Annotated in this window: 15 protein-coding genes; 14 read left to right on the top strand and 1 reads right to left on the bottom strand. The window is 43.8% G+C overall.

Annotation, left to right across the window (positions count from 1 at the left end; all coding sequences use genetic code 11):
- The first annotated feature begins 41 nt into the window (after positions 1-41).
- The 3 genes from BM176_RS24290 to BM176_RS24300 all read left to right on the top strand — a co-directional run bounded on the left by BM176_RS24290 (position 42) and on the right by BM176_RS24300 (position 9702).
- Entirely contained in the window at positions 42-5855 is a 5814-nt protein-coding gene (locus BM176_RS24290) for a gliding motility-associated C-terminal domain-containing protein (RefSeq protein WP_143097909.1), read from the top strand.
- A gap of 183 nt (positions 5856-6038) precedes the next feature.
- Complete coding sequence (locus tag BM176_RS24295) at positions 6039-6803, top strand: SDR family NAD(P)-dependent oxidoreductase (RefSeq protein WP_090106946.1); 765 nt, start codon at positions 6039-6041, stop codon at positions 6801-6803.
- A 520-nt stretch (positions 6804-7323) separates the two neighbouring features.
- A complete protein-coding gene (locus BM176_RS24300) occupies positions 7324-9702 on the top strand; it encodes an ABC transporter permease (protein ID WP_090107142.1) in 2379 nt (792 codons plus the stop codon).
- A gap of 109 nt (positions 9703-9811) precedes the next feature.
- Here the strand turns inward: BM176_RS24300 and BM176_RS24305 are convergent, their stop codons facing one another.
- A complete protein-coding gene (locus BM176_RS24305) occupies positions 9812-13225 on the bottom strand; it encodes a HEAT repeat domain-containing protein (RefSeq protein ID WP_090106947.1) in 3414 nt (1137 codons plus the stop codon).
- Positions 13226-13790: 565 nt separating this feature from the next.
- On the opposite strand from BM176_RS24305, the gene BM176_RS24310 reads away from it, so the two are divergent.
- From BM176_RS24310 to BM176_RS24360, 11 genes are all read left to right on the top strand, one after another.
- The gene (locus BM176_RS24310) at positions 13791-15188 is read left to right on the top strand and encodes a DUF6055 domain-containing protein (protein ID WP_218162272.1); all 1398 of its coding nucleotides are present in this window, start codon (positions 13791-13793) and stop codon (positions 15186-15188) included.
- Positions 15189-15441: 253 nt separating this feature from the next.
- A complete protein-coding gene (locus tag BM176_RS24315) occupies positions 15442-16398 on the top strand; it encodes an SPFH domain-containing protein (RefSeq protein WP_090106948.1) in 957 nt (318 codons plus the stop codon).
- Between the two features lie 16 nt (positions 16399-16414).
- The gene (locus tag BM176_RS24320) at positions 16415-16663 is read left to right on the top strand and encodes a hypothetical protein (RefSeq protein WP_090106949.1); all 249 of its coding nucleotides are present in this window, start codon (positions 16415-16417) and stop codon (positions 16661-16663) included.
- Positions 16664-16666: 3 nt separating this feature from the next.
- On the top strand, positions 16667-17494 hold the full coding sequence (locus tag BM176_RS24325) for a hypothetical protein (protein WP_143097910.1): 828 nt from the start codon (positions 16667-16669) through the stop codon (positions 17492-17494).
- Positions 17495-17506: 12 nt separating this feature from the next.
- Positions 17507-18076, top strand: coding sequence for a DUF6620 family protein (locus tag BM176_RS24330; RefSeq protein WP_090106951.1), 570 nt, complete (start codon positions 17507-17509; stop codon positions 18074-18076).
- Positions 18077-18364: 288 nt separating this feature from the next.
- Positions 18365-19429 carry an efflux RND transporter periplasmic adaptor subunit gene (locus BM176_RS24335; RefSeq protein WP_090106952.1) on the top strand — a complete coding sequence of 355 codons (1065 nt, stop codon included), beginning with the start codon at positions 18365-18367 and terminating at the stop codon, positions 19427-19429.
- Positions 19430-19434: 5 nt separating this feature from the next.
- Positions 19435-22545, top strand: coding sequence for an efflux RND transporter permease subunit (locus tag BM176_RS24340; RefSeq protein WP_090106953.1), 3111 nt, complete (start codon positions 19435-19437; stop codon positions 22543-22545).
- Entirely contained in the window at positions 22535-23860 is a 1326-nt protein-coding gene (locus BM176_RS24345) for a TolC family protein (RefSeq protein ID WP_090106954.1), read from the top strand. The genes BM176_RS24340 and BM176_RS24345 overlap by 11 nt, the downstream gene beginning before the upstream one ends.
- A gap of 72 nt (positions 23861-23932) precedes the next feature.
- A complete protein-coding gene (locus tag BM176_RS24350) occupies positions 23933-24550 on the top strand; it encodes an acyloxyacyl hydrolase (protein ID WP_177230528.1) in 618 nt (205 codons plus the stop codon).
- Positions 24551-24565: 15 nt separating this feature from the next.
- On the top strand, positions 24566-24940 hold the full coding sequence (locus BM176_RS24355) for a DUF2147 domain-containing protein (RefSeq protein ID WP_090106956.1): 375 nt from the start codon (positions 24566-24568) through the stop codon (positions 24938-24940).
- A gap of 22 nt (positions 24941-24962) precedes the next feature.
- On the top strand, positions 24963-26006 hold the full coding sequence (locus tag BM176_RS24360) for a sensor histidine kinase (protein ID WP_090106957.1): 1044 nt from the start codon (positions 24963-24965) through the stop codon (positions 26004-26006).
- The last annotated feature ends 17 nt before the right edge of the window (positions 26007-26023 follow it).

A 26023-nucleotide genomic window follows, 5' to 3' on the forward strand; every position in this document is an offset into this window, starting at 1 on the left:
CGGCGCCAGACCAGGAACATTGTAATGTTGCACTGTTTACAATGGCAGCTACGCCTGCAAGTGTAGGAACAGGTGTATGGACAATCGTTTCAGGTACTGCTACTATCGCTACAACAAACAGTCCAACAACTACAGTTACGGTATTAGCTGGTAATACAGCTACCCTGCGCTGGACCATCACTAATGGTACCTGCGTATTAACAGATGATGTTGTACTTACAAATAATGTAAATATCCTGGCCGCTGCCGGTCCTGACCAGAACAATTGTGCTAATCCTGCTTTCACCCTGGCTGCTAACACTCCGGCTACCGGATCAGGTTTATGGACAGTGGTTTCAGGTACTGCTACTATAACAGATGACACCAATCCCACTTCAGCAGTAACAGTTCCAACAGGAAGCACTGCTACGCTGCGCTGGACCATCACCAACGGTACCTGCGTAACAACAGACGATGTAGTATTAACAAACTACGATGTACCAACACCTTCTGTTGCCGGTCCTGCTCAGGCACATTGTAATGATGCGCTGTTTACGATGGCTGCTAACACACCAACAGTAGGAACAGGTTTATGGACAGTGGTTTCCGGTACTGCTACTATCACACTAGCAACCAGTCCAACAACGACAGTCAATGTACCAGCAGGTAACACTGCTACGCTGGCATGGACTATTACAAACGGAACATGTCCGCCTTCACAGACGACTATCGTTCTCACAAATAGTCAAAATGTTATAGCCGCTGCCGGTCCTGACCAGAACAATTGTGCTAATCCTGCTTTCACCCTGGCTGGTAACAACCCTGGTGCAGGAACAGGTTTATGGACAGTGGTTTCCGGTACTGCTACTATCACAACGGCAAACAGTGAGACTTCAGCAGTAACAGTTCCAACAGGAAGCACTGCTACACTGAGATGGACGATCACAGACGGACTTTGCTCCACAACAGATGATGTAGTGTTAACAAACTATGCTACACCAACACCTTCTGTTGCTGGTCCTGCTCAATCACAATGTGCCAACGATCTGTTTACGATGGCTGCTAATGCACCAACAGTAGGAACAGGTTTATGGACAGTGGTTTCTGGTACTGCTACTATCGCAACACCAACCAGTCCAACAACGACAGTCACTGTATTAGCAGGTAACACTGCTACCCTGGCATGGACCATTTCTAACGGAACATGTCCGGCTTCATCAAGTACTGTTGTACTGACCAATTATGCAGCGCCAACGCCCATCACACCAGCGCCAGACCAGGAACATTGTAATGTTGCACTGTTTACAATGGCAGCTACGCCTGCAAGTGTAGGAACAGGTGTATGGACAATCGTTTCAGGTACTGCTACTATCGCTACAACAAACAGTCCAACAACTACAGTTACAGTATTAGCTGGTAATACAGCTACCCTGCGCTGGACCATCACTAACGGTACCTGCGTATTAACAGATGATGTTGTACTGACCAACAATCTGAATATTGTGGCTGCTGCCGGTCCTGACCAGAACAATTGTGCTAATCCTGCTTTCACCCTGGCTGGTAACTCACCAACCCCGGGAACAGGTTTATGGACAGTGGTTTCAGGTACGGCAACTATCACAACAACAAACAGCGCTACTTCAGCAGTAACAGTTCCAACAGGAAGTACTGCTACGCTGCGCTGGACCATCACAAACGGAACCTGTGTAACAACAGATGATGTGGTGTTAACGAACTACGCTACACCAACACCTTCTGTTGCCGGCCCTGCTCAAACACATTGTAATGACGCACTGTTCACTATGGCTGCTAACGCACCAACAGTAGGAACAGGTTTATGGACCGTGGTTTCTGGTACTGCTACTATCAATACAGCAACCAGTCCAACAACAACTGTTAATGTACCAGCAGGTAACACTGCTACGCTGGCATGGACCATTTCCAACGGAACATGTCCGCCTTCACAGACAACAGTTGTGCTGACCAACAATGCATTGCCAACAACAGCTGCTGCTGGGCCTGACCAGAACCATTGCACGACACCTAACTTTACACTGGCTGCCAACACTCCGGTTATCGGAACTGGTCAGTGGTCATTAGTAAAGGGAACGGGTACTATCACAGCACCATCCAGTCCAACCTCTGGAGCAACTGTGGCCGCTGGCGACTCTGCTTACCTGGTATGGACTATTACAAACGGTACCTGTATCTCTACAGATACTGTTATACTTAAGAACTATCCACAGGCAGTTGCTGCTAACGCAGGTCCTGCTCAGGAACAATGTGGGTCCGCTATCTTCACACTGGCAGGTAACACTCCAAATCTTCCAACAGCAGTTGGTACCTGGACAGTTATATCGCCAGCTTCTGTGACCATCGCGGCTACTGAAATTCATAAACCAAATGCTATTGTAAATGTACCAGTTGGTGTTACTGCAACACTTGCATGGACAATTACAAACGGTACATGTTCTACATCTTCCAGCGTTACACTCACTAACTTCGGTCCGATCCTGGGTAACACCATCACCGCCGACCAGTTGTTGTGTGCTACTCAAACACCAGCTCCATTATTAGGTGGTGCAGTAAGTGGTGGTAAGGGTACTTATACTTACCAGTGGATCTATAGTATAGACAGCCTTAGCTACACTAACGTAGTTGGTGCTACGGGTGCAACTTATGCACCTGGTGTAATTAGCCAGAATACATGGTTCAAACGTGTAGTAACCTCAGGAGGATGTATTCCTGATACAAGCAAAGCGATTAAACTGTCGCTCCTTACCAAACCACCGGTTGTAGTAACTGTACCAGCAGCAATCACTACTGATTGTATCTCAGGTAAAGATTACGGAACCATGTTTGGTACGCCAACCTTCAGTCATGCGCCGTACACCAATGAAACGTTAACAATAACTTTTGTTGATGATTCTACACAGGTAGACGCATGTACGAAGACGATCAGACGTACCTGGACTGCTACTGACCGTTGCGGATTAACAACTTCTGCGCAGCAGACTATTACAGTGGTAGATAAAACGGCTCCTGTATTTACAACCTCTGCTCCGGCTAACGTAACCGTTAATTGTGATGCGGTACCTGCTGCTGTAAACCTCACTGCCAAAGATGATTGCGCCGGTCTTATGACGGTAGCTCCTACTGAGGTTAGAGTAGACCAGCCTGGTGCATGTACCAGCAATTATCAGCTGATACGTACATGGGTAGTTTCAGATGCTTGCGGTAATCAAAGTTTAACACTTAAACAGACGATTACAGTTAGAGACTTAACACCTCCTGTGTTCACCGCAACACAACCAGCCAACATCTCTGTGGATTGCGATAAGATCCCTGCTAAAACAGACCTCACCGCTACAGACAATTGTACGCCTGGTACTATCACTGTAACACCGGTTGATTCCATTGCCACCATCGCTGGTGCATGTGCGCAGAACTATCGTATCATCCGTAAATGGACAGCTACTGATATGTGTGGTAACACAACCATCCTCAGACAAACAATTACTGTTCAGGATACTTCAAGACCAGTGTTCTCTATCCCACAACCTGCTAACGTAACAGTAGATTGTGATAAGGTACCTGCTCTTCCAACAGTGACCGCTACAGACAACTGTTCAGCTACTGTAACAGTAACCGTTGGTCAGAAAAAAGAATTCCTGTCCACAATATGTTCTAACAATTATAAATTAACACGTACCTGGACGGCGAAAGACGAATGTGGTAACACCAACATGATGTCTCAGGTGATTATTGTACAGGATACTACCAGACCAGTATTCACAGTAATACCTCCGGCAGATACAACCATCAGTTGTGATGCTATTCCAAGTCCTTCTACAACCCTGAAAGCAACAGATAATTGCAGCGCTACCAGCAATGTAAAAATCTCTTACTCTCAGACCCGTCAGGATATTGCGGGTGCATGTGCCAGCAATTATAAACTGATCCGTACCTGGACAGCGAAAGATGAATGTGGTAACAGCACCGTGATTCGCCAGACGATCACCGTAGTAGATACAACCAAACCGGTTATTGATCCGGCTCCTGCAGATATTACAGTGGAATGTGGCGGATCTATCCAGATAGCTGCTACCCTGTATGCCCGTGATAATTGTGATAATACCTTCCCGAAAAAGGCAACGATGAAGGAAGATCCTTACACAAAAGATGTTTGTGCCGGATATGTAATTATCAGAAGATGGACGATTGCAGATGCTTGCGGTAACCAGGCAATAGAACGTGTACAGCGCATCACGGTTAATCCATGTCCTAAACCGGAACTGGATCCTACCCTGCCTGTAAACTGTTCTAACAATACCAAATTTGCTATCCTGCTGAAAAACAAAGTAAGCAAACCTAAATTCACCCTGGTAAGTATTGTACCAGCTACTGCGGTAACAACTCCGCTTACACAAACCAGCAACGTATTCGACCTGAAAGGTGCTACTCAGGCTACCTTCACAGTAACAGACGGTGTTACAGGTTGTGTATCCGATCCGGTTACTTACAATCTGCAGTACACTGCCAAACCAGTAGTGAACCTGGGTAATGATACCGCTATCTGTAAAGGCAACACCCTTACCCTGGATGCAGGTACTGCTAATGCAGCTTATACCATCCGCTGGTCTACCGGTGAAACTTCACAAACGATCAGTGTAGCAGCTGCAGGTACTTATACTGCAACAGTTACAAATAGTGGTTGTTCTACAACAGATTCCATCAAGGTTAAAATCACCAATCCTCCGGTGGTGAACATTCCGGATGCTAATATCTGCGATGGCCAGTCAGTAAAACTGAATGCTTACGTACAGGGAGCTTCCTATGTATGGAACACAGGCGATACTGGTCCGTCAATCACTGTAAATACATCGAACATGTACTGGGTGGATGTAACCTTAGGTGGTTGCGTTGCTTCAGATACTGTAACGGTAACAGTAAACCCTGCGCCAAATGTTACATTAACACCTGATACTGATATCTGTCCTGATGAAACGCTGATGCTTACAGTAGATCCTGACGGTGGTACTGTACAGTGGTTAAGCGGAGAAACCACTAACTCAATTGTGGTATCTAAACCAGGCGATTACTGGGTGACTGTAACACGCAATGGTTGCGTAGTGAACGACACCGTGAAAGTAGGATTGAAATCTGCTATCACAGTTGACCTGGGTCCAGACAGAGACATTTGTACAGGTGGACGCGTAGTATTGGATGGAACAAATCCTGATGCGATCTCCTACCTCTGGAATGATGGTACTACCGATCCTGTGAAAGAAATCACAGAACCAGGTAAATACATCATCTCAGTAATGGATAAATTCTGTTCTCAGATAACGATGGATAGTGTAACAGTTAGTGTAACCGGTTTACCAACTACCCTGCTGGGTAATGATACTACCTGGTGCCGTGGTATGCCGCTGGTACTGACCCCAACAATGGGTGAAGCTACTGGTATCCGTTGGCAGGATGGTTCTATCTCCCCAACTTACACGGTAACAATACCAGGTACATACTCTGTAGTTGTGTACAACAGTTGCGGTACTGTAACAGATCAGATTACGATAGCATTTAAAGATTGTGATCCTAAACCACAATTCCCGAATGCCTTCACTCCGAATGGAGACGGTCATAACGATACCTTCAAACCTATAGTACAAGGTCCGATGTACGATTATGACTTACGTATCTACAACCGTTGGGGTGAAATGATCTTTATCAGTAAAGATTCCAAGACCGGATGGAATGGTAAATATCAGGGCAGACTCGTGGAGAACGGTACTTATGTATGGATGCTGAGCTACAAGAAACTGATGGGTGGATCTGTGAATGTAGTGAAAGGAGAAATTACAGTTATAAGATAAGAAGTGTAAAGTACAAATAGGAGAAAGGCGTCCCGGGGTAATCCCGGGGCGCCTTTCTCTTTCAGAAAGAACGGGCATCGTTAATTGTCATCAATAATTTGATTTTTATAAATAATGGATTGATTGCCACAAACAGCAGTCTGTTTTTGCCCGCTACCTTTGCATTATAAAAAACAATACACGATGGAACAGAAAAGTAAAATAGCTCTTGTTACCGGCGGTAGCAGAGGGCTGGGCAAAGACATGGCTTTGCGTCTTGCGGAAAGAGGAATTGATGTTATCATCACATACAATAGCCAGGCGCAGAATGCACAAGAAGTAGTAGCGCAGATACAGCAGGATGGGCAAAAAGCCGCAACACTTCAACTCAATACCGGCGATATAAAAAGTTTTGGTTCTTTTACCGCGCAGCTGCAAGATGTTTTGAAGAATAGATTTGATGCTACTCATTTCGATTATCTTGTTAATAACGCAGGCATTGGCGGGTATTCCCCTATTGCTGACGTAAGCGAAGACATGTTTGATGAATTGCTGAATATCCATTTTAAAGGTGTTTACTTCTTAACGCAAAAAATGCTGTCATTTATTAACGATGGTGGTGGCATCGTTAATGTATCTTCCGGTCTCACCCGTATCTCAGTGCCCGGTTCTTCCGCTTATGCCTGTATGAAGGGAGCAACGGAGATATTCACACATTACCTGGCCAAAGAATTGGGTGTACGGGGTATAAGGGCAAACACCATAGCCCCCGGCGCCATATTGACTGATTTTGGAGGAGGACATCTTAGAAACAGTGAACAGCTGCAACAGTTTGTGAGCAACATCACTGCGTTGGGTAGGCCAGGTGTAGCAGAAGATATTGGCAGTGTGGTTGCATTCTTATGTACAGAAGAAGCGCGTTGGGTCAATGGACAACGCATAGAGATATCCGGCGGTATGCAATTGTAACTTTAAAACTATATTATGGAATGGGGCCCAGGTATAAATCATTGCCTGTGCCTCGTTTTCGTTTGCCTACCTTTCGTCTTTAAATGCTTCAGCATTCTTGTCTGTAACAAACAGAACCAGTTCAGCAGGGCCTGGAAATGGTTATTTATCATTCGTATCCTATTGGTTAGGAGATCAGATAGTTTATATGTATTTTGAAGTGTGTCCGTTTTCTTCCGCATACTACAATCCTTTATAGCCTACCTGGTTCTTTGTATGGCCAAGTTTCTCATGTTACGAATGGTCATTGATTATTCCAGTTTTCGTACTGATACACATTCTCTTAAATACAAGCCTGTTACATAAGATTTTATTTTCGTCCAAACGGTGTTCGGAAGCGGACGGTTTTTGTATTGAAAACGAACAAGCCGGCTTTTATAATATAAATACTGCATTGTAAATCAATTATATGAGTATTCGGCATTGTCTTGGCATACAGTCCCAGCAAACCCTGTTCGTTACATTTAAACTAATTATTGATATGATTAGAAATTTCTTCAAAGTGGTTTTCCGGAATCTTCTTCGTAATAAAGGATTTTCTGCAATTAACATTATAGGTCTTGCAGTAGGCATGGCTGCCGCAATACTTATTTTGCTGTGGATACAAGACGAGAAAAGCTACGACGGGTTTCATGAGAATAAAGGCAGAATATACGAGGTATGGAATCGTGTACCATTTGATGGTAAGATCGCCTGCTGGAATACTGTATCCGCTTTAACGGCCCGGGCCGTGGAAAAGGATTTGCCTGAGATAGAGCGTGCCGTAAGGGTAAATTCGAATGATAATTTTCTTTTTTCAGTTGGGGATAAAAAAATAATGAAATCGGGAATTACGGTTGATACCGGTTTTCTCCAAATGTTCAGCTTCCCGATGCTGAAAGGAAATCCATCTACAGCATTGAATGATCTGCATTCGGTGGTGCTTACTGAAAAAACAGCTAAAAGTTTATTCGGCAATGAAGAGGCAATGGGGAAAATTATTAAAATTGAAAATAGAGATAATTTCACTGTTACTGGTATCCTGAAAGATTTGCCTGGCAATACAAGATTCGATTTTGAATACTTACTGCCCTGGTCATCTTTAAAATACAGGGTGGAAGGGGATTTGGGCTGGAACGATAACAGCACTCCTACTTATGTGATGCTGAAGTCAAATGTAAACTATGCTACTATCGCTCCTAAAATAAAAGAATTGAAACAGCATTACAATGATGAAGCGAAAACGATGAAATGGGAGCTGTTTATTTACCCTCTTAGTCGCTGGCGCCTATATTCAAGTTTCACTAATGGTGTGGAAGACAATGGGGGGCGTAGCACATTCGTGAAAATTTTTAGCATCATCGCAGGATTAATATTATTGATTGCATGTATCAATTTTATGAACCTGAGTACCGCACGAAGTGAAAAGCGGGCGAAGGAAGTAGGGATACGAAAAGTAGTGGGTGCAAAGAAAAGTTCTCTCATCAGCCAGTTCATCGGGGAATCTGTTTTTATTGCTTTTCTGGCAGGCATTGTAGCAATCATTATTGTTCTGATAAGTTTACCCAGCTACAACCAGCTTACGGATAAAAAATTATTTATAAATTTTGGAAGTATCTATACATGGATTGCATTTATCGGGTTTATCCTGTTCACCGGTTTACTGGCTGGCAGTTACCCCGCATTCTTTCTTTCATCTTTCCAGCCTGTTAAGGTATTAAAAGGGACATTTAATAAAGTAAATGCATTAGTAACACCAAGAAAAGCGCTGGTTGTATTGCAGTTCACATGTGCCACCATTCTTATCATCTGTACTATTATCGTAAAACAACAGATAGACTATGCCCGCGACCGGGAAACAGGATATAACAAAGATAATCTTGTTTACCATTTCATGACGGGCGATATACCTAAGAACTACACATTGATAAAGAATGAATTGATTGAATCTGGCATTGCGAAATCAGTTACAAAAACAAACTCTCCGCTTACTGAAAGGTGGAGTAATGGATGGGGCCAGAGTTGGGAAGGAAAGGATCCGAATGATCAAACATCTTTCGACCGGTATTTATCTGATGAAGGGTTGGGTGCTACTGCGGGGTTACAATTTATACAAGGCCGTGATTTCGATTTAAAGAAATTCCCTACCGATTCAACAGGACTGATTGTAAATGAATCATCGCTGAAAGTAATGAAGTTCAAAGACCCGCTTGGTAAAGTAGTAAATGACCTTGGCATTGACTGGCATATTGTAGGGGTTATTAAAGATTTTATTCTTACCAGCCCTTATGAACCAACAAGACCGATATTGATATGCGGTGCGAAGAGTAGCTTCATGACTTTCAAAGTGATGCAGATAAAACTAAACGGAAAAAACGCTACTACTAAAAACCTGAAAAATGTGGAAGCTATTTTCAGGAAATACAATCCGGATTATCCATTTGAATATAAGTTCATAGACGATGCCTATGCGAAGAAATTCGATAATGAACAACGCCAGGGGACTTTAGCCGCTTTATTTGCAGGACTTACTATTTTTATTTCATGCCTTGGTTTATTTGGTCTTGCTACATATATGGCAGAAAGCAGGATAAAGGAAATTGGTGTGCGGAAAGTGTTGGGAGCATCCGTAACCAGCATTACAACTTTACTATCCAAAGATTTTGTAAAGCTGGTCATTATTTCATTTTTAATAGCAGCGCCATTATCATATTGGAGTATGTATAAATGGTTGCAGGATTATCAGTATCGTGTTAGTATTCATTGGTGGGTATTCGCGGTTGCGTGTTTCTTATCAGTAGCAATTGCAATATTAACTGTAAGTTATCAGTCTATCAGAGCGGCATTAGTAAACCCGGTGAAAAGCCTGAGAAAAGAATAGAGGAATTTTCGTTACCCCAACAGATATGCAAAATGGTATAATTACAAAAATAAATAAAGCCTGTATCGTAATTATGATACAGGCTTTATTTATATAGCTGATATGAGCATTAATTATTCGTTTTCTGCTCTGCCAAAAAGCTTACTACATCCCTTATTTCTTTTTTGGACAGCAATTGTTTCATATCCGGCATGCTGGATGGAGCATACTCTTTGTGCACTATCTGGTCTGCTGCAATGGTACGTTCGGCATCTCCTTCTTTGATCGTTAACCCGGTTGCGGTTTCTCCCTTCAGAATGCCACTCAGTTTTTTGCCATTTTTCAGTTCCAGTATCACCATACCGAATCCTGGTGCCAGTCGGGCGCTAGGAGAGATAAGTGCCTGCAATATCTGTTCCCTTGTAATGCGGCCGGCAACACCGTTTAGCCGGGGGCCTGCGTTACCGCCACGGTCATCATAAGAGTGGCAGCGCATGCACTGGGAGTTCTGGTTGTTGAAAAATATCTGCCTGCCCCGCCCGGGATCACCACCCAGCAGGCAGCTGCTGTAGGAGGCCATCAGCTCGTCGGGCGACAGTTTACTGTTCACCGCTTTGTATCGGGCGGCCAGTTGGGTAGAGCGGCTGCTATCAATCGCCTCGCCCAGCTCAAGATATATGTCCGGATCCAGTTGACCGGCAGCCATCTTGTTCAGCAGGTCGGTCAGCGGCTTTTCTGTATACTTCAGCGGTAGTTTACCCAGCGTTAGAAGGGCCGCTTGTTTTTCCTCCATGGTTTTGTTGGCAATTACCCCTGTGAGCAGGTTCACCATTACACTTTCGGATATATGCATTTTCCCCAGGAGGTCCAGTCCGGCTACGCGCACTGTCTTTTCCCGGTCAGCCAATGCAGTGGTGATCCCTTGCTCCACACCGGTATCCTGCAGGTCTGCCAGTGCTTCCAATGAAGCTACCCGCATAGCTGCATCCCGGTCCGTTTTTACGGCGGCCAGCAGCTGTGGACCTGCCTGTTTGATCTGCAGTTTGGCAATGGCTTTGGCGGCGCTGATGCGTACAGGTAGCTCCTTATCTTTTAACAGGGCAGTGAGTGGTGCCGTGGAAAGATTCACTACCGGCGCAGGGTTCCTTTTTACTTCGCCGCGCAGTCTGCCGTCTACACGGTCCAGCACAGATGGTTTAGCCCATACACTTAAAGCGTCTATTGCTTCCGCCCGCATAGGTGAGGGGCTGCCTGCTTTTTGTGCATAGGCCACCAGGTTATGAAGGGCGTTGTCAGTACCTACCCGCAGGTTGGCATTGATGGCACGGCGGATCAGCGCTTCATTTTTGAATGTCGTAGTGCCCAGCAGGTTGGCCAAAGAGGGTAATGCCTCTTTAACAGACAAATCATCATTGATAGCGCGGGCTGTTTCTGTTACCACAAATTCATCTTTATCATTAAGGAATGTGGCGATGCCCGGATGGCTCATTCTTCTCAGGGCTACTACGGCGGCTATACGCAGCGCACGGGAAGGGCTGTTCGCCAAAGCGATCAGCGGTTCCGCCTGACCTATGCGGGACAGTGCCAGGGCACCTGCATGCCGCTGATAGGCATCTTCATCGTTATTCGCTTCCAGGAAGGCGATCAGCGGTTGTATTGCGGGGGTGTACTGTATCCTGCCAAGAGCTTCTGCCGCAAAGAAGCGTGTGCGGCTGGCAGTATCCTTTAACACTGGCACCAGCATTGGTCCTGCTTCCTTATAGCGGATATCGCCCAGCCATTTGGCTGCCTGAGCCCGTATCTCGGGATCACTGTCCTTTAACAGGGGCAGCAATATTTTGGCATACTGTTTATCTTGCCGTGCCAGCTGGCTCAGGCCCCATATTGCGTGTACCCTTGCCAGTTGGTTGTCTGTTTGTTTTAATGTCTGCTCAAACAGAGGAGCGCCTTTTTCTTTACGCTTCACCAGCTCAAACTGGGCTTTCATGCGTACACGCATATCCGGGTTCTTCAGCAGTCCGGCCAGCTCAACTTCCTTACGTTTGCTAAAATCCTCCGCCAGTAAGGCCCTGGTAGTTTTACGTTCCGGTGTACCGGCCTCCCTTTTATCATCCAGCTTCCAGATACGACCGTAGTTATGCGTATCCCAGCCGTCTATCCAGTCGGCTATATATAGTGCACCATCTGGTCCAAAGTCAATGCCCGTGGCCAGTATACCGTTCAGTACTTTCTTATGTTCACCCAGCTCAAAGGTGGCCCCTTTGGGATTCAATTTAAATGCATGTATGCCGGAGTTGGAAGGATTGCCTACAAACTCCGCCACAAAGAAAGTATTCTTATAAGCGGTGCCTAAAGCGGTGCCCGGATTGTATACAAAACCTGCAGGACCGTTTACGAAGTTGCTGATACATGGGGTGATGTAAGCGGCCTGTCCTTCAAAACGGGGCAGGTACATCTTTTCATCCATCCAAACCTTGTAGGTATTATTGTCCGGGTCGCGGTATTTACCGTATTGCCAGTTGCTGCGCCAGCCCTGGTCACCACCATTCACAAGGTATACGAGGCGTTCCTTTTCACCGGGATGGTCCCCGTCATTGTCTTCGCTGATGATGTTACCGTATGCATCAAACGCAAATTCATGCGTATTACGGATGCCGTAGGCATATATTTCAAAGTCGCTGCCATCTGGGTTGGAGCGGGCCAGTACACCGCAATTGGGAAAGGACCATTGCTGTCCGTCCGGCCCTTTACCATTAAAGCCGATATCACCTATTTGCCAGTAGATGCGCCCATCAGGGCCCATCTCCACGCCGGACATGCCATGACCGCTAAAGCCCACGTGGATGCCGTATCCGTGTGAGATAGACGTTTTTTCATCTGCAATGCCGTCGTGGTTCTTATCCTTTATGCGCCAGAGGTCCGGTGCTACGGCCACGTACAGGTCATCGCCTTCGGTCAGGACCCCGCCAGCAACATCGGTCACCTCATCATGAAAGTCATCCACGACCAATTGCGTCTGGTCTGCTACACCATCTCCTGATATATCATCCACACGATATACGTGTTCCTTTTCTATGGTCAGGTCCCGCCAGTCGTGAGAGCTGTCGCCGTTCAGGTCTTCCAGCCACTCATTCTTTTGGCTATTCTCAGGGGACAGCTCCTTATGCAGGAATGCACGTCGATCTTCCACCGTTTGCAGGCTGATGGATGGTATCTCCCAGTCCCGGTGCCCGCGTATATCAAATTCAGAATGTTTCTGCCGGTCTGTGGTAGTGTAATACACTCTTCCCTGGTCATCTACATCAATAGCGATGGGAGATATTACGAGTGAATCGATGCCCCAGAGGGTAAGGGAAAGGCTATCCGCCAGCTCGGGTTTCACTATCCCGCCAATGGAGTCTGCCAGATGGGCCGTAAGGGCGGTATTCATCCGTTTGATGCGCTTGTCCGCTGGTCCGGTATCTTGTTTACAGGCAGGAAGGCAGGTCGCGGAAAAGAGCAACGCTGTCAGAATAGGAACTTTTAAAGCATGCAGTTTTTTCATATGAGGAAGCAATGATTGTCAATTATACACACGTTTTTACAGGCACGTCTATGACTGATTAAGATAGGGCAAAGAAAATGTACAAGAGAATATTTTTTTTGAATGGAGAATATCCATATCGCATGCTACTATTTAGAAATGTAGATCATTTTTAGTAGCCAGACGGTTGCTATATCTATTTTTTGCAAGTATTTTTCATGCTACTTACTTGGTCCGCGAGTTAAGCCATATAATTTGTCCTTAGTCGTTTCGAAGATTTTGTAAACTAATCCTTAACCATTCATAGATATCCATCTTTCTGCGGTGGTAAGAGTTCCACTTATAAACACTTTAGCTTCCTCCATAAAAGAAGTACTACATTCAAAATATTCAATGCTGAGAAGATACAATACGTTCTTCAGATTATTCTCTGTCCCAATGAAAGCAAAAATAACTTACTGCAAGTGCCATTCGTAAAAAGATCAATATCTGAATATACTTAGTTAAATACAACGAAATGTTAACTCCTGATTAAGGTTATCTTAGTGTCAGATTGAAATTATAATATTCATTAACCCAACTCAAAATGACAAAATTTATCCAATACCTGACTGTAGCTATCAGTGTAACTTTTTATTCCTGTGATAAAAAAGAAATTTACGAACCACTGCTTAAAAACGAACTATCGGTTAAAAAACTTTCTTTAGCTAAAAAAGTGTATGTTCCAAAAAACATTTGGAACGTTCCGAATAATAATGACTACAATAATGATGCAAGCCTTTACAGTAATAAGCGAAGAGCTGAGTCTGACGATTTTGTAGCTTTTTGGGCAAAGGACTTTGGCGCTACTCCAGCTACTAATACGGATCCCAATAAACGATTTGATATTGCGCTAATCCTTCAGGAGTGTGAAAGATTTTTTCAATACTATACAGATACATTAAAATTTGTTGAAAAGGGAAGATCTGTTTCCGATAGCCTGAAAGCGCTTATATATGTAACTAACTCTACTGATGGTACCGCTTATGGTGGCGGTGCTGAGAATAAGGTAGGGATACTCTGGGTTACTCCTCCACGTATCAATACCCAGCCATTTGGTGCTGTGGCTCATGAACTGGGGCATGTGTTCCAGTATTATGTTCAGGCAGATGGTAGCTGGGGATATACCAGTTCTCCACAAGGAAGTAATGGTCAAACCATATTTGAAATGACTTCCCAATATATGCTCTGGCAGGTATACCCTACCTGGTTAACTTTTGAGAATTACCATTTGCAGGCATTTATGAAGTATACCAATTATGCCTTTCTTCATGAGATAAACCAATATCATTCCCCTTTTGTATTGGAGTATTGGTCCGGTAAACGAGGAAAGGATTTTGTTGCAAAGCTCTGGAAAGGTGCCCGGCGTGGAGAAGATGTGGTTGCAACCTATAAGAGGATTACTCAGACAGATCAAAAGATGTTCAATGATGAGTTGTTCGATGCCTATAGGAGATTCGTTACCTGGGATATGCCCAGAATAGAAGTTGTAGCAAAGCAATATGCTAACCAACATATATCTACGTTGAATTTGTCTGCTGATGGATGGTATAGGATCAGTCCTGATGTATGTCCCCAAAACTATGGCTACAATGCTATCAGGCTGAACGTGCCAGCTACCGGTACCAATATCAGATTGCAGTTCAAAGGCATTGCCGGTCAGTCGGGGTTCCGGAGTATCAAAGTTGATAAGGCAGGCTGGAGATATGGTTTTATAGCTGTGAAAGCAGACGGTTCCCGTGTGTATGGTGATACCTATAGCAGTTCCACAGGAGATGTAAACTTTACAGTGCCAGGAAATACCACGTTTCTGTGGTTGGTAGTTAGTGGTGCTCCCATTGAGCACTGGGAACATTTAAATGATAATAACGACAGCAATGATGAACAATGGCCGTACGAAATCAAACTGGAAGGAACAACGATTAATAAAGCCTTTATAAAATAATCTGATATTTGAAAGCTGGCTCGACATCTGTAAATCAGAGAGAGAGAGAAACAAAAAAGGCTTGCAGAAATGCAGGCCTTTTTTGTTTGGTGTCAAACCTATGAGAGCGTTGTAGGCTATAGCCATCTCAAAGTATATACAGTAGACCTTCTGTAGTAAGCATTTACTTAAGTTGTAGACGGTTTGTAGACGATAATTCTTCGTAATATTAACTTTCCGTAATTACTTTTGAAGGATATAAAAACAAATGCAAATGGCATTACCATTTATCGAAGTTATTGAAGAAATTACCCCTGATCCCAATCTGCTCATGTGGAAATTCGCAGACGCAGACAAGGAGATCAAGAACGGTGCAGTGTTAACTGTAAGAGAAAGCCAATCCGTATTATTCCTGAATGAAGGACAGCAGGCTGATGTATTTACTGCTGGAAAGCATGTGCTGGAAACTGAAAATATTCCGTTGCTGACCCGTTTGAAAGGCTGGAAATATGGATTTAAAAGCCCTTTTAAGGCAGATATTTATTTCTTTAATACTTTCCAGTTTGTTAACCTGAAATGGGGAACACCAGCACCGGTGCTGATGCGGGACAATAAGTTCGGACAAGTGAGAGTGAGGGCATTCGGAACATATAATGTGAGGATAACCGATGTTGGGAAGTTCTTTAAGGAATATGCTGGTACATACCCAAGACTGGGCATCGTGGAACTGGAATTGCAGCTGCGCGATTTTATTGCCCCTAAATTCGGTGAAGTACTTGCACAGGCAGATATTTCGGTATTGGATATCGCCGGGAACATTTCTGTTTTGAATGAAAAAATACAACCCTTAATACAACCCAATTTTACTGACCTGGGGCTGGAAGTGACCCGCTTTACGGTTACCAGTGCTACATTGCCCGAAGAAGTTCTCAAACATTATGATAATGTTACGGGCATGAATATGGTCACGGATATGGATAAATTTACACAATTTAACATAGCCAATGCCATGGACAAAGACAACAACAAAGTAGCAGATGCTGCCCAGCAGGCTGTTGCTTTAAGTGTAATGTTGAATCAGATAAAACCTGCTGCAGCTGCACAACCTGAACAAATACAGCAGGAAGACATTACCTCCCGGCTTAAAAAGCTAAAAGGCCTTTTTGAAGCAGAATTGATCACCGAAGCTGAATACATTACCAAAAAAGAAGAGTTGCTCCGGTTGCTCTGATAAACCTATAGGAACTATGAGCGATGATAATAAGAATAAGACGCTGAGTTATCTTGAAAAGCTTCGACAAAAAGCCATTGAGCAGAAAAACTATGGGGGAGAGGTTAACATGGAAGACGCAAAGGTAGCGGCACGTGACTGCCCTAATTGCGGAGCCGGCAGGGCTTACAGGGACGGTTTGACCAACTGTGGATACTGCGGTTTTACATTTATTCAGGTAAAACTTACAGATGGTGTCTATATAAAAAAAGAAAATAACTCTTAATGTATGTTCGACTTTTTTAAAAAGAAGTATGACAACCCGATGCTGGCCGAAGAAATGAGGGAAACCCAGGAACGTTGGTTTGTTTTTTTACAAAAGCTGGAAGAACGTATGGAAGAAGTATGTGAAGCAGCGATTCCTCAGTTGAAAGAAATATTTGAAGAAGATACCGACCCCTATAAACGCGCGCATGGACGGATGCTGGCTGGCTTGCTTGGCCAGGTAAGACAAATGCGCTCTAAAGCAAACGAAGTAAGGGAACAGAAAATTATCGATTTTACCCATGCTGCAGAAGCTTCATTCCCCTCTATTACTTCCCCCGGGGGCAGTAGTTACTATAATATGCTGTACAAATTCAAGGAGGCTTGTTACGAGAGGCATAGAGTGTTTGAAGAAAATGTAATGCGGTATGAAGACCTGCTGCAGAAAGCTGCAGGGGAACCGGATCTTGAAACTCCCTACAGGAAACTGCTTGAGGAATTTGAGAAGACAAAGGACCGTTTTGTATGTTCGCAATGCAGTGGCAATATCACCATTCCCAAATTGTTCGTGATTGCCACCTATGTTACCTGCCCGCATTGCCAAACGCAAAATACATTTCACCCATCCACAGAAGCACAGATGGTACTGCACAACGCACGCAGCCTGGCTGAGCAGCGTACAGCGGCGTTACTGAAAGAATATGAATCAGGTGATCCTAAAGACCCTGTTTTATACCGGCAATACCTTCGGGCCATGTTTAATGAGTGGAACAGCATTGTACCCGATATGGCAGAGGAGAACGAAAAGTTCCACGAACGCCTGTTAAAAGATCAGGAAAACTATCATCATTAATAATTATTCATTATGTCAGAGAATCCATTATTAGCTCCCATTCACGGTATTGCACTGGAAGACTATGGGGCCGCCTGTGCAAAGATTGCCAACGGCGTGAGTGAAGACGCTGTGGCGCAGGCGCTGGGCGTAGAATTGCCTGTATGGCAGGAAGCATCCCTGCTTTGGCCCGAACGTATGAAACAGGATGAAACCTATCATATTATGACATTGTTCGGCCAGCACTTCGGTTCAGCAGAGCAACATCCTAAACTCGGTAGTTTACATGCCGGTGCTTCCGCAGGGAATGCCGGAAACACCGAACGTATCAAAAATGATAAAGCCTTTTATGAGGAACTTGAAGTGGCCCGCCAGATAGCATATGAATATGGTATAGACGGCGCGCAATGGATAGTTGATGAATACGGTATTTCTCTCGGCGACTTCCAGATGGCTGCTGTAGCCTGGATGGACCAAATCCATAAAGACCTCCGGGAAGACTTTGATGCTCATAATGAGAGACAGGCTGCCTACCAGGAAAAGTATCGCAAACAATTTGCAGATGCTCAGGGTGGGAATGTAGCGGATGATATTTCATTCTAAATGTTAGAGAGGATTGGGATAAGTTGACTCGAATATGTCCAGCCCTCTTCTACTGAAAATAAAAAAGAGGGGAGCAATTTGCTCTCCTCTTTTATTTTATATCTCCCGGAAGAATAACAACATAACAGAGCAGACAAATTTATGTGGCCCGTGAAAGCGGGCCATTTCTTTTTAGCGCCATAGCTCAGTCCCCGCTACTATATACTCAGTTCTCATTTTTGTCAGTTCAGTCAGTTCAATAAGAATAAAGCGTTTACAGCGGCCATTTTTGCATCAAAATACCAGCAAATGGGCCAGCATAAAAACAGTAAATACTTTAAAGGAAATCTTCTTCCGGCGTTAGCCATACTATTATTTTTGGCGGCTTGCAGCAACGGGCAAAAGTCCTCCGGAGAAGATACAGATACTACCATCGCAGTACAAACAGAAATTCTAACGGGTACACCATTCACCAGCGAAATAACCGTTAGCGGTACTATAGAAGGCAGTACGACTGTAAAGCTTGGCTTTATGGTGCCGGGCAAAATAAATCTTATATCAGGTAAAACAGGACAGTTTGTGACCCGGGGCCAGCTAATCGCCAGCCTTGATCCTACCAATTATGCGCTTAACAAGCAGCTTGCGGATTTGCAGCTAAATGAAGCAAACGATGAATACAGCCGTTTGAAACTCCTGCATGGCAGGGGGAGCCTTAGCGAAAGCGATTTTACAAAAACAGGCTTTTCACTACAAAGCGCGCAACTGAAACAAAAGCTTGAATTAAAAAACCTGAACGATACCAGACTTTATGCACCGATTGGTGGTGTATTACTGAGCAAACAGGCCGAAGTAGGCGAAATTATTAGCGCAGGCACGCCACTGTTTGTGGTGGCAGATATCCGCAAAGTAAAGGTGTTGGCATTTATACCCGAAGGTGAACTGAATGGATTGCATATAGGGCAGGATGCCAATGTTAACATTACGGCATTGGATAAAACTATTACAGGTAAAATAACCGAAGTAGGGGCAGTGGCAGATGCTGCATCAAGGGCTTTTATGGTAAAAATAGAAGTAGATAATGCTGACCTGCAGGTACGTCCCGGTATGGTTGCCGAAATCAACATTGCCATTAGTAGTCAAAAAACAGGCATACAGTTGCCGGCAGAATGCATTATAAATGAATTGGGTAACCAACGTTATGTATACGTAGTTGATAAAGTAAGTCATAAAGCTTTCAAACGTAGAGTGAGCCTGGGTAAAATGATGGCTAACAAAATCGAAATCCTATCAGGTTTATCCCTTGGCGAAGAGGTTATTACATCTGGCCAAACCAAGCTTTCTGATGGTTCTTTAATCACAATCGTAAAGTACTAATCAATATGAATTTTATAGAAGCAGCACTTAAATATAAACAACTAACACTGGCCGTTCTGTTTATGCTTTTTACGGTGGGAGTCAACTCGCTTCTGAATATGCCCCGTCGTGAGGATCCTAAAATCACCATCAGGACAGGCCTGGTGATGGCTACATTCCCGGGTGCATCATCTACACAGGTAGAAGAACAGGTTACCAAAAAGCTGGAACAGTATCTTTTTCAATATGAAGAGGTCGATAAAACCAAAACTTATTCTACCTCTAAAGATGGTGTGGTAGTCATCAATGTGGAACTGGCTGAAAGTGTGAAACAGCCCGATATTTTCTGGAGCAAACTGAGGCACCAGCTACTGGTGTCCAAAGAAGTGGATCTGCCGCAGGGTGTACAGGGGCCAATAGTGGATTCTGACTTTGGCGATACCGAAGCCATGGTGATAGCCCTGGAAAGTAACGATGCCAGCTACGAAGAATTGAAAGGTTATAGTGAAAAGGTAGAAGAGCAGATCCGGACCATGAAAGAGGCTTCTAAAGTGAAACGTGTCGGTGAGCAGCAGGAAGAAGTGGTTGTATCGTCTACATCGGGAAAGCTATCCCAATATGGTATTAATGTAGGGCAGGTAACACAGGTACTGCAATCGCAGAATAGTATTAATGCTACCGGTGAAGTAAAGACCAGCAGTAGTAAAACGCCCCTGTACACCAATGGTTATTTTCAAACCGAAACCGAACTAGCCAACCAGATTGTAGGTACATCGCCTGCCGGCTCACCGGTAAAACTGGGTGATGTGGCTACACTGAAAAGAGATTATGCAGCACCGGAAAGCATCATTACTGTAAATGGCAATAAGGCTATGCTGTTGTCTATACAAATGCATGAAGGTAATAACATCGTAGATTTTGGCAAAGAGGTTGAAAAAAAGATAGCAGATGCAAAGAAACTGATACCATCAAATGTAAAAATTACCACGTTGGTATCGCAGCCCACACTGGTAAACGATAATATATCGCACTTTATTAAAGAATTTTTACTGGCGATACTATCAGTTATTGTAGTGGTTATCCTGCTATTGCCTTTCCGCATAGCATCAGTAGCGGCAATGGCGATACCTATGACGGTGGCCTTAACCTTTGCCATTTTAAACGTGCTGGGTATTGAGTTACACCAGGTATCGCTAGCAGGACTTATACTGGTGCTGGGTATGGTGGTAGATGATGCCATTGTAATTGCTGATAACTATGTGGAACTGCTTGATGAAGGGGTGGACCGCTGGACGGCGGCATGGCGCAGCGCACATGATCTGCTTATTCCTGTGCTGGCCGCTACTGTTACCATTATAGCCTCATTTATGCCCATGGTGCTTATTAAAGGCTCTACCGGCGAGTTTATATTGACATTGCCAATTACGGTGGCCGTTGCGCTTATTGCATCATACTTTGTGGCTTTGTTCCTCACGCCTTTGCTTTGTTATACTTTCATTAAAAAAGGATTACACCCTCAAACGGATGGACATACCTTATCCAAAGAAAAAAAATCGATCCTTACCTATATGCAGGATGGTTATAACGCTGCCCTGGGCTGGTGCATAAAGCACCCTGCACTTACCATACTTACCAGTGTTGCATTTGTGCTGCTCACAGGTCTGGTGTTTAAGCTGGGTGTACGTGAATTGTTCTTTCCCCCTGCAGAGCGTAACCAGTTTATAGTAGAATTATGGATGCCCACAGGTACCAGGCTGGAAAAGACCAATGCAGCTATTTTAAAAGCAGAGCAGTTGGTAAAGGGTGATAAAAGGGTCACTTCTTACGCTACGTTTACCGGTACATCGGCTCCAAGATTTTACTACAATTTTTCGCCCGAGGTACCTACCAGCAATTACGCACTGATTCTGATAAACACCACTACCGATGAAACCACCGAAGAAATGGCTGAAGAACTTACCGGCAAGGTAAAAGGGCTGGCACCTGATGGAACATTCTTTGTAAAGCTAATGCAGCAGGGGACAGACTTAAAAGCACCGGTAGAAGTACGTATCATTGGAGAGGATGTTGCCCAATTAAAAAGCATAGCCACTCAGGTAGGTGATATTTTAAAGAAGGCCAAAGGCAGCTGCCAGGTACGCAGTGATTTTGGTGAGGATTACTATGGGTTGCAGATAACTCCCAGAGAAGATGCCGGACGACTCGGCTTTACCAGCGCAGACATTGCCCAGTCGGTGTACACAGGTTTTAGCGGCAACACCATCTCCACTATATACGAAGGCAGCAGTCCTGTAAATATTGTATTTCGTTTAAACGAGAACGCCCGTAGAAGTACATCGGACCTGCAAAACGTATACCTCACATCGCCAGTGAACAATGCCGAAATACCGCTAAGGCAAATAGCAGAATTGATACCGCAATGGCAGAGTGGAAAAATAATTCACCGCAACGGTGTAAAAACATTAACCGTGCAAAGCGAAACCAGGCCCCATGTATTGCCGGCAGAACTGCTTGAAGAAGTAAGGCCGGCCATAAACAAGCTGAAACTGCCCAGCGGCTACCGTATAGAATATGGTGGTGAAGAGGGCGGAAAGGAAGATGTAGAAAATGATATGGTAACTGCTTTATCGATAAGCCTGGCACTGATATTCTTTATCCTGTTATTTCAGTTTAAAAACTTAAAAGAGGCATTGATTATAATGGCCACCATTCCATTGAGTTTGTTTGGTGCCATACTGGGCCTTGCGGTTACTGGCAACAACTTCAGCTTCACTGCATTCATCGGGCTTATCTCGCTGTCCGGTATCGTAGTGCGAAACGCTATTATCCTGATAGATTATACCAATATCCTGCTAAAGCAGGGCATGGATATAAAAACTGCAGCTATAGAAGCAGCAAAGCGCAGGCTGCGTCCCATTTTTCTTACTGCTATGGCGGCGGCAGTGGGTGTATTGCCCATGATTATTTCCAGATCGCCCATGTGGGCGCCATTGGCAAGCGTACTGGCCTTTGGGGTAGTGTGGAGCATGATCATGGCCCTGCTTACTGTACCTGTTATGTACATAGGTATAATCAACAATAAGGACAAAAAAGACATTTTAAAAAGCACAAAAAAAATTGTTCTGCATGAAGCTTAGTATAAAAAGCGGGTTACTGTTATTGGCCTTCATTCTTCCGGGATTTTCCCGCTTGTCGGCTCAGACAAGCTCCGGATATTCTTTGCAACAGTTGATAGATGCTGCGATGAATAATAGCCACCTGCTTTCCATCAGAGAATACCAGGTGCAGGAAAAAATGAGTAAGCTAAAAGAAGATGAAATTAAAAGATATCCTTCCGCCACTCTGGACGGGAGTTATCAATATAATTTCAGTCTGCCTGAAATAACCATACCTGCCGGAACAATAGAAACGGGTAATCCGTTGCTGCCTTCAGAAGATAGAAAATTTACTGTGGGCGAAAAGAGTACTTACAATGTAGGGTTCAATATTTATCAGCCCATCACACAGCAATTTAAAATGAATACGGGGCTGTCTATTGATAGAACTGATATAAAACTGGGGCAAAAAGAAAAAGAAAAAACGGCATTGCAGATGCAACTGGCCATTGAGCAATTGTATTACGGGGCACTCATTGCCCAAAAGCAGATCGAAGGTACAATGGCAAGACTGGAACTGGTACAGGCCAGACTGTACGATGCTGAAAGTGCACTGGCAGCGGGAAAAACTACAGGAGTAAACCTTTCCGGCTTGCGGGCAGGCATATCCGGCGAAGAGCAAAACCTGTTAAAACTCGACATTCAGGTAGAGGACTATTTAACGGAACTGGGAAGGCTTACCAACCTTCATGTTTTAAAACTACAAGCCGCAGAACCAGGCAATATGATGGTTAACCCTGTGGATGAGTATAAGCTTGCAGCCATTAGCAATCCTGATATGGAAATAGCACGTCTGTATAAAGAGAAAGCCCTTCTGGGAATAAAAGCAGCCAAGCAAAGTAACCTGCCGGATTTTGGTGTGATAGCGGGCTACTATGTGCAGAAAGGCAGCGCTGTATTGCCAGGTAACAGCCCCTATGTGGGCCTTAGCATGAAATGGAATATACAAGACCTTTTTTCCAATAAGCAGGTGCAGAATCAAAGACAATACCAGCTAAAACAGGCCGAAGAAACCATCGCCTATACACAACAACAGGTAGAAAGCGATATTGATAAAGCATGGCGCAAGGTGAAACAATCGGATGCCATGATAATCGCAGCTCAAAAACTGGCAGGCTACCGCAAGGAGGTGCTCAAAGAACAGCAGGACAGGCAGGCAACCGGGCTGGATATGAAAACCGTTCTGCTGGAAGCAAAGTCGCAACTGGCCGAGGCCGAAGCAGATCTATATGCGGCACAGTTGTCGAAGGTACTGGCCATTGCAGCACTTAGAAATCTGGCGGGTCAAACAAAGTAATTAACATAGGAACAGAGTGAATTTTAATATGGCAGTGATGGAAAGCAAGCATCATTGAATAACTATATGATAATGAAAAACAAATTTCTTATTACATTCCTTTGTATTGGTACTTCGCTTATAGCTAAAGCACAAACACAAAGTGACAGTTCAAATTGGGTTATAGACTTTGGGGGTTCAGTAGGGCTTTTTATCCCGTTCAACCAGGTAAACGGTGAAGAAATGTTAATTGGTACTAATTCGACAACTTCAATACAGTTCAATTATAAAAGACACTTTTTTGCCCGGTTACAGTTTGGGGAACTATCTGCCGACTTTAAATATAAAACTACTCTCGGATCCTTAAAATCAGAAATTAATTCCAATACAAACAGCCTTAACCTGGCACTGGATATCGGATACCAGTCCAGGTTACGTAAATGGCAACCACTTGTTTATGCAGGTGCAGGCCCATCCTATGTTACTATACCTGCTATGACATATGATGTGGATACCAATACCGCACGTTACACTACCAATTCGAGTATGCAACTATATATGAATGCAGGTGCGGGGGTGAATTACTATCTATCAAAATCGGTCATCCTTGTGTTCGAATTACAAACATCGACTATACTCAATCTTCCTCAAAAACCAAGTGCAAACCTTACCGGTATCAGTGCACTTGTAAATATTAAAATCACTTTATAGTTAAAATCAAATATCATGTTTAAACATTTTCTTATTACCACAGCAGTTTTAGTATTTTTCAGCATTAACACCTGGGCACAACAGCCTGCCTTAGTTGGCAAGTGGCTAACTCCCGATAAGGATAAAATAGAATTTTATATCGAAGGACAAACGATTACCGGCAAGCAGATCAGCACAGAAACGGAAAAGGACAAAAAGAACAATAATAAAATTATAGCCACAGCGCTTAAAGCTACCGGCCCGCTGGTTTTTGAAGGAACGATCATTGACCCCAAAGACAATAAAACATACAAAGGCCGCTTTATTATAAATGAGGCCGGAACAGAAGTTGAGCTAAAAGTAAAATGGGGATTTTTGAGTTTTAACGAAACATGGAAAAGGGTAAAGTAACTAAAGTTATTTATTTTAGCAGATGCATAAACATAGCTACAGGTTATTCCGGTTGTATGGTTATCCAGGATTTGGGGTAGTACTGTACCTGATCATGGTACTGATTAATCCATACGAGCGCGTTTATAATAGCTGGCGCTTTTATACCATGCCCGATTTTGTCCTGGAATTTTCATTTAGTGTTGCTTATTCAACATTATTATTTGAAACAGGTATCCAGCTAACAGCGCTACTCAATAAATGGTATCCCTGGGGGAATCGCATTAAAAGCAGGTTTGGTATTCAGTTTTTATTGCACATTACTATTATTTATATTATACTGAACTTGTTTTTTAAATTCCAGTTCCCGGCTCATTTTGATTACGATGAACTAATGTTAAGACAGACCGTTATTATTGGTATCATATTCGCCATACTGATAACGGCTGTTTTTGCTGCGGAATATTTCTTTCACAAATGGAACGATGCCAACCTGCAATCCCTGGAAATGGCACAGCATACCACGCAGGCACAGCTTGAAGCGCTCAAGTTACAGCTTGATCCGCATTTCCTGTTTAACAACCTTAGCATTGTTACCGCATTGATAGAAGACCAGCCAGCAACAGCAGTTTCCTACATTGCCAAACTATCATCCATCTACCGGTATATGCTCACAAACAGAATGCAGAATGTGATTCCTGTAACAGAAGAACTGGAATTTATTAAAGCGTATCTGTTTTTGTATGAGATCAGGTATGGAGAAGGTATTAAAGTTAATATTGAGGAAAATAAGGAGGCATTCCGTTTAGGTCTTCCACCTTTAACATTACAGTTGCTGATTGAAAATGCCATTAAGCATAATGTGTTTAGCACGGAGTCGCCCCTTAACATTCATATATATTTTCCGGACGAAAAATCAATGGTAGTAGAAAATAATAAAATGCCCAAAATGATGAAGGAACCGGGTACGAACATGGGACTTAAAAATATCAGGGAACGATACCATTTGATGAACCAAAAAGCACCAGTTATATTGGATGATGAACACTTTTTCAAGGTAGAGATTTCATTGATAACTGTCGAATAACTATTTAATAAAGCGCG

This window comes from Chitinophaga sp. CF118 (genome assembly GCF_900112615.1).
GTDB lineage: Bacteria > Bacteroidota > Bacteroidia > Chitinophagales > Chitinophagaceae > Chitinophaga.

Excerpts from the sequence above, each read along its gene's own strand:
- BM176_RS24340 (WP_090106953.1), top strand. The coding sequence starts at position 19,435 with ATGAATTTTATAGAAGCAGCACTTAAATATAAACAACTAACACTGGCC.
- BM176_RS24335 (WP_090106952.1), top strand. The coding sequence starts at position 18,365 with ATGGGCCAGCATAAAAACAGTAAATACTTTAAAGGAAATCTTCTTCCG.
- BM176_RS24325 (WP_143097910.1), top strand. The coding sequence starts at position 16,667 with ATGTTCGACTTTTTTAAAAAGAAGTATGACAACCCGATGCTGGCCGAA.
- BM176_RS24320 (WP_090106949.1), top strand. The coding sequence starts at position 16,415 with ATGAGCGATGATAATAAGAATAAGACGCTGAGTTATCTTGAAAAGCTT.
- BM176_RS24305 (WP_090106947.1), bottom strand. The coding sequence starts at position 13,225 with ATGAAAAAACTGCATGCTTTAAAAGTTCCTATTCTGACAGCGTTGCTC.
- BM176_RS24330 (WP_090106951.1), top strand. The coding sequence starts at position 17,507 with ATGTCAGAGAATCCATTATTAGCTCCCATTCACGGTATTGCACTGGAA.
- BM176_RS24300 (WP_090107142.1), top strand. The coding sequence starts at position 7,324 with ATGATTAGAAATTTCTTCAAAGTGGTTTTCCGGAATCTTCTTCGTAAT.
- BM176_RS24315 (WP_090106948.1), top strand. The coding sequence starts at position 15,442 with ATGGCATTACCATTTATCGAAGTTATTGAAGAAATTACCCCTGATCCC.
- BM176_RS24360 (WP_090106957.1), top strand. The coding sequence starts at position 24,963 with ATGCATAAACATAGCTACAGGTTATTCCGGTTGTATGGTTATCCAGGA.
- BM176_RS24290 (WP_143097909.1), top strand. The coding sequence starts at position 42 with ATGGCAGCTACGCCTGCAAGTGTAGGAACAGGTGTATGGACAATCGTT.
- BM176_RS24295 (WP_090106946.1), top strand. The coding sequence starts at position 6,039 with ATGGAACAGAAAAGTAAAATAGCTCTTGTTACCGGCGGTAGCAGAGGG.
- BM176_RS24345 (WP_090106954.1), top strand. The coding sequence starts at position 22,535 with ATGAAGCTTAGTATAAAAAGCGGGTTACTGTTATTGGCCTTCATTCTT.
- BM176_RS24355 (WP_090106956.1), top strand. The coding sequence starts at position 24,566 with ATGTTTAAACATTTTCTTATTACCACAGCAGTTTTAGTATTTTTCAGC.
- BM176_RS24310 (WP_218162272.1), top strand. The coding sequence starts at position 13,791 with ATGACAAAATTTATCCAATACCTGACTGTAGCTATCAGTGTAACTTTT.
- BM176_RS24350 (WP_177230528.1), top strand. The coding sequence starts at position 23,933 with ATGAAAAACAAATTTCTTATTACATTCCTTTGTATTGGTACTTCGCTT.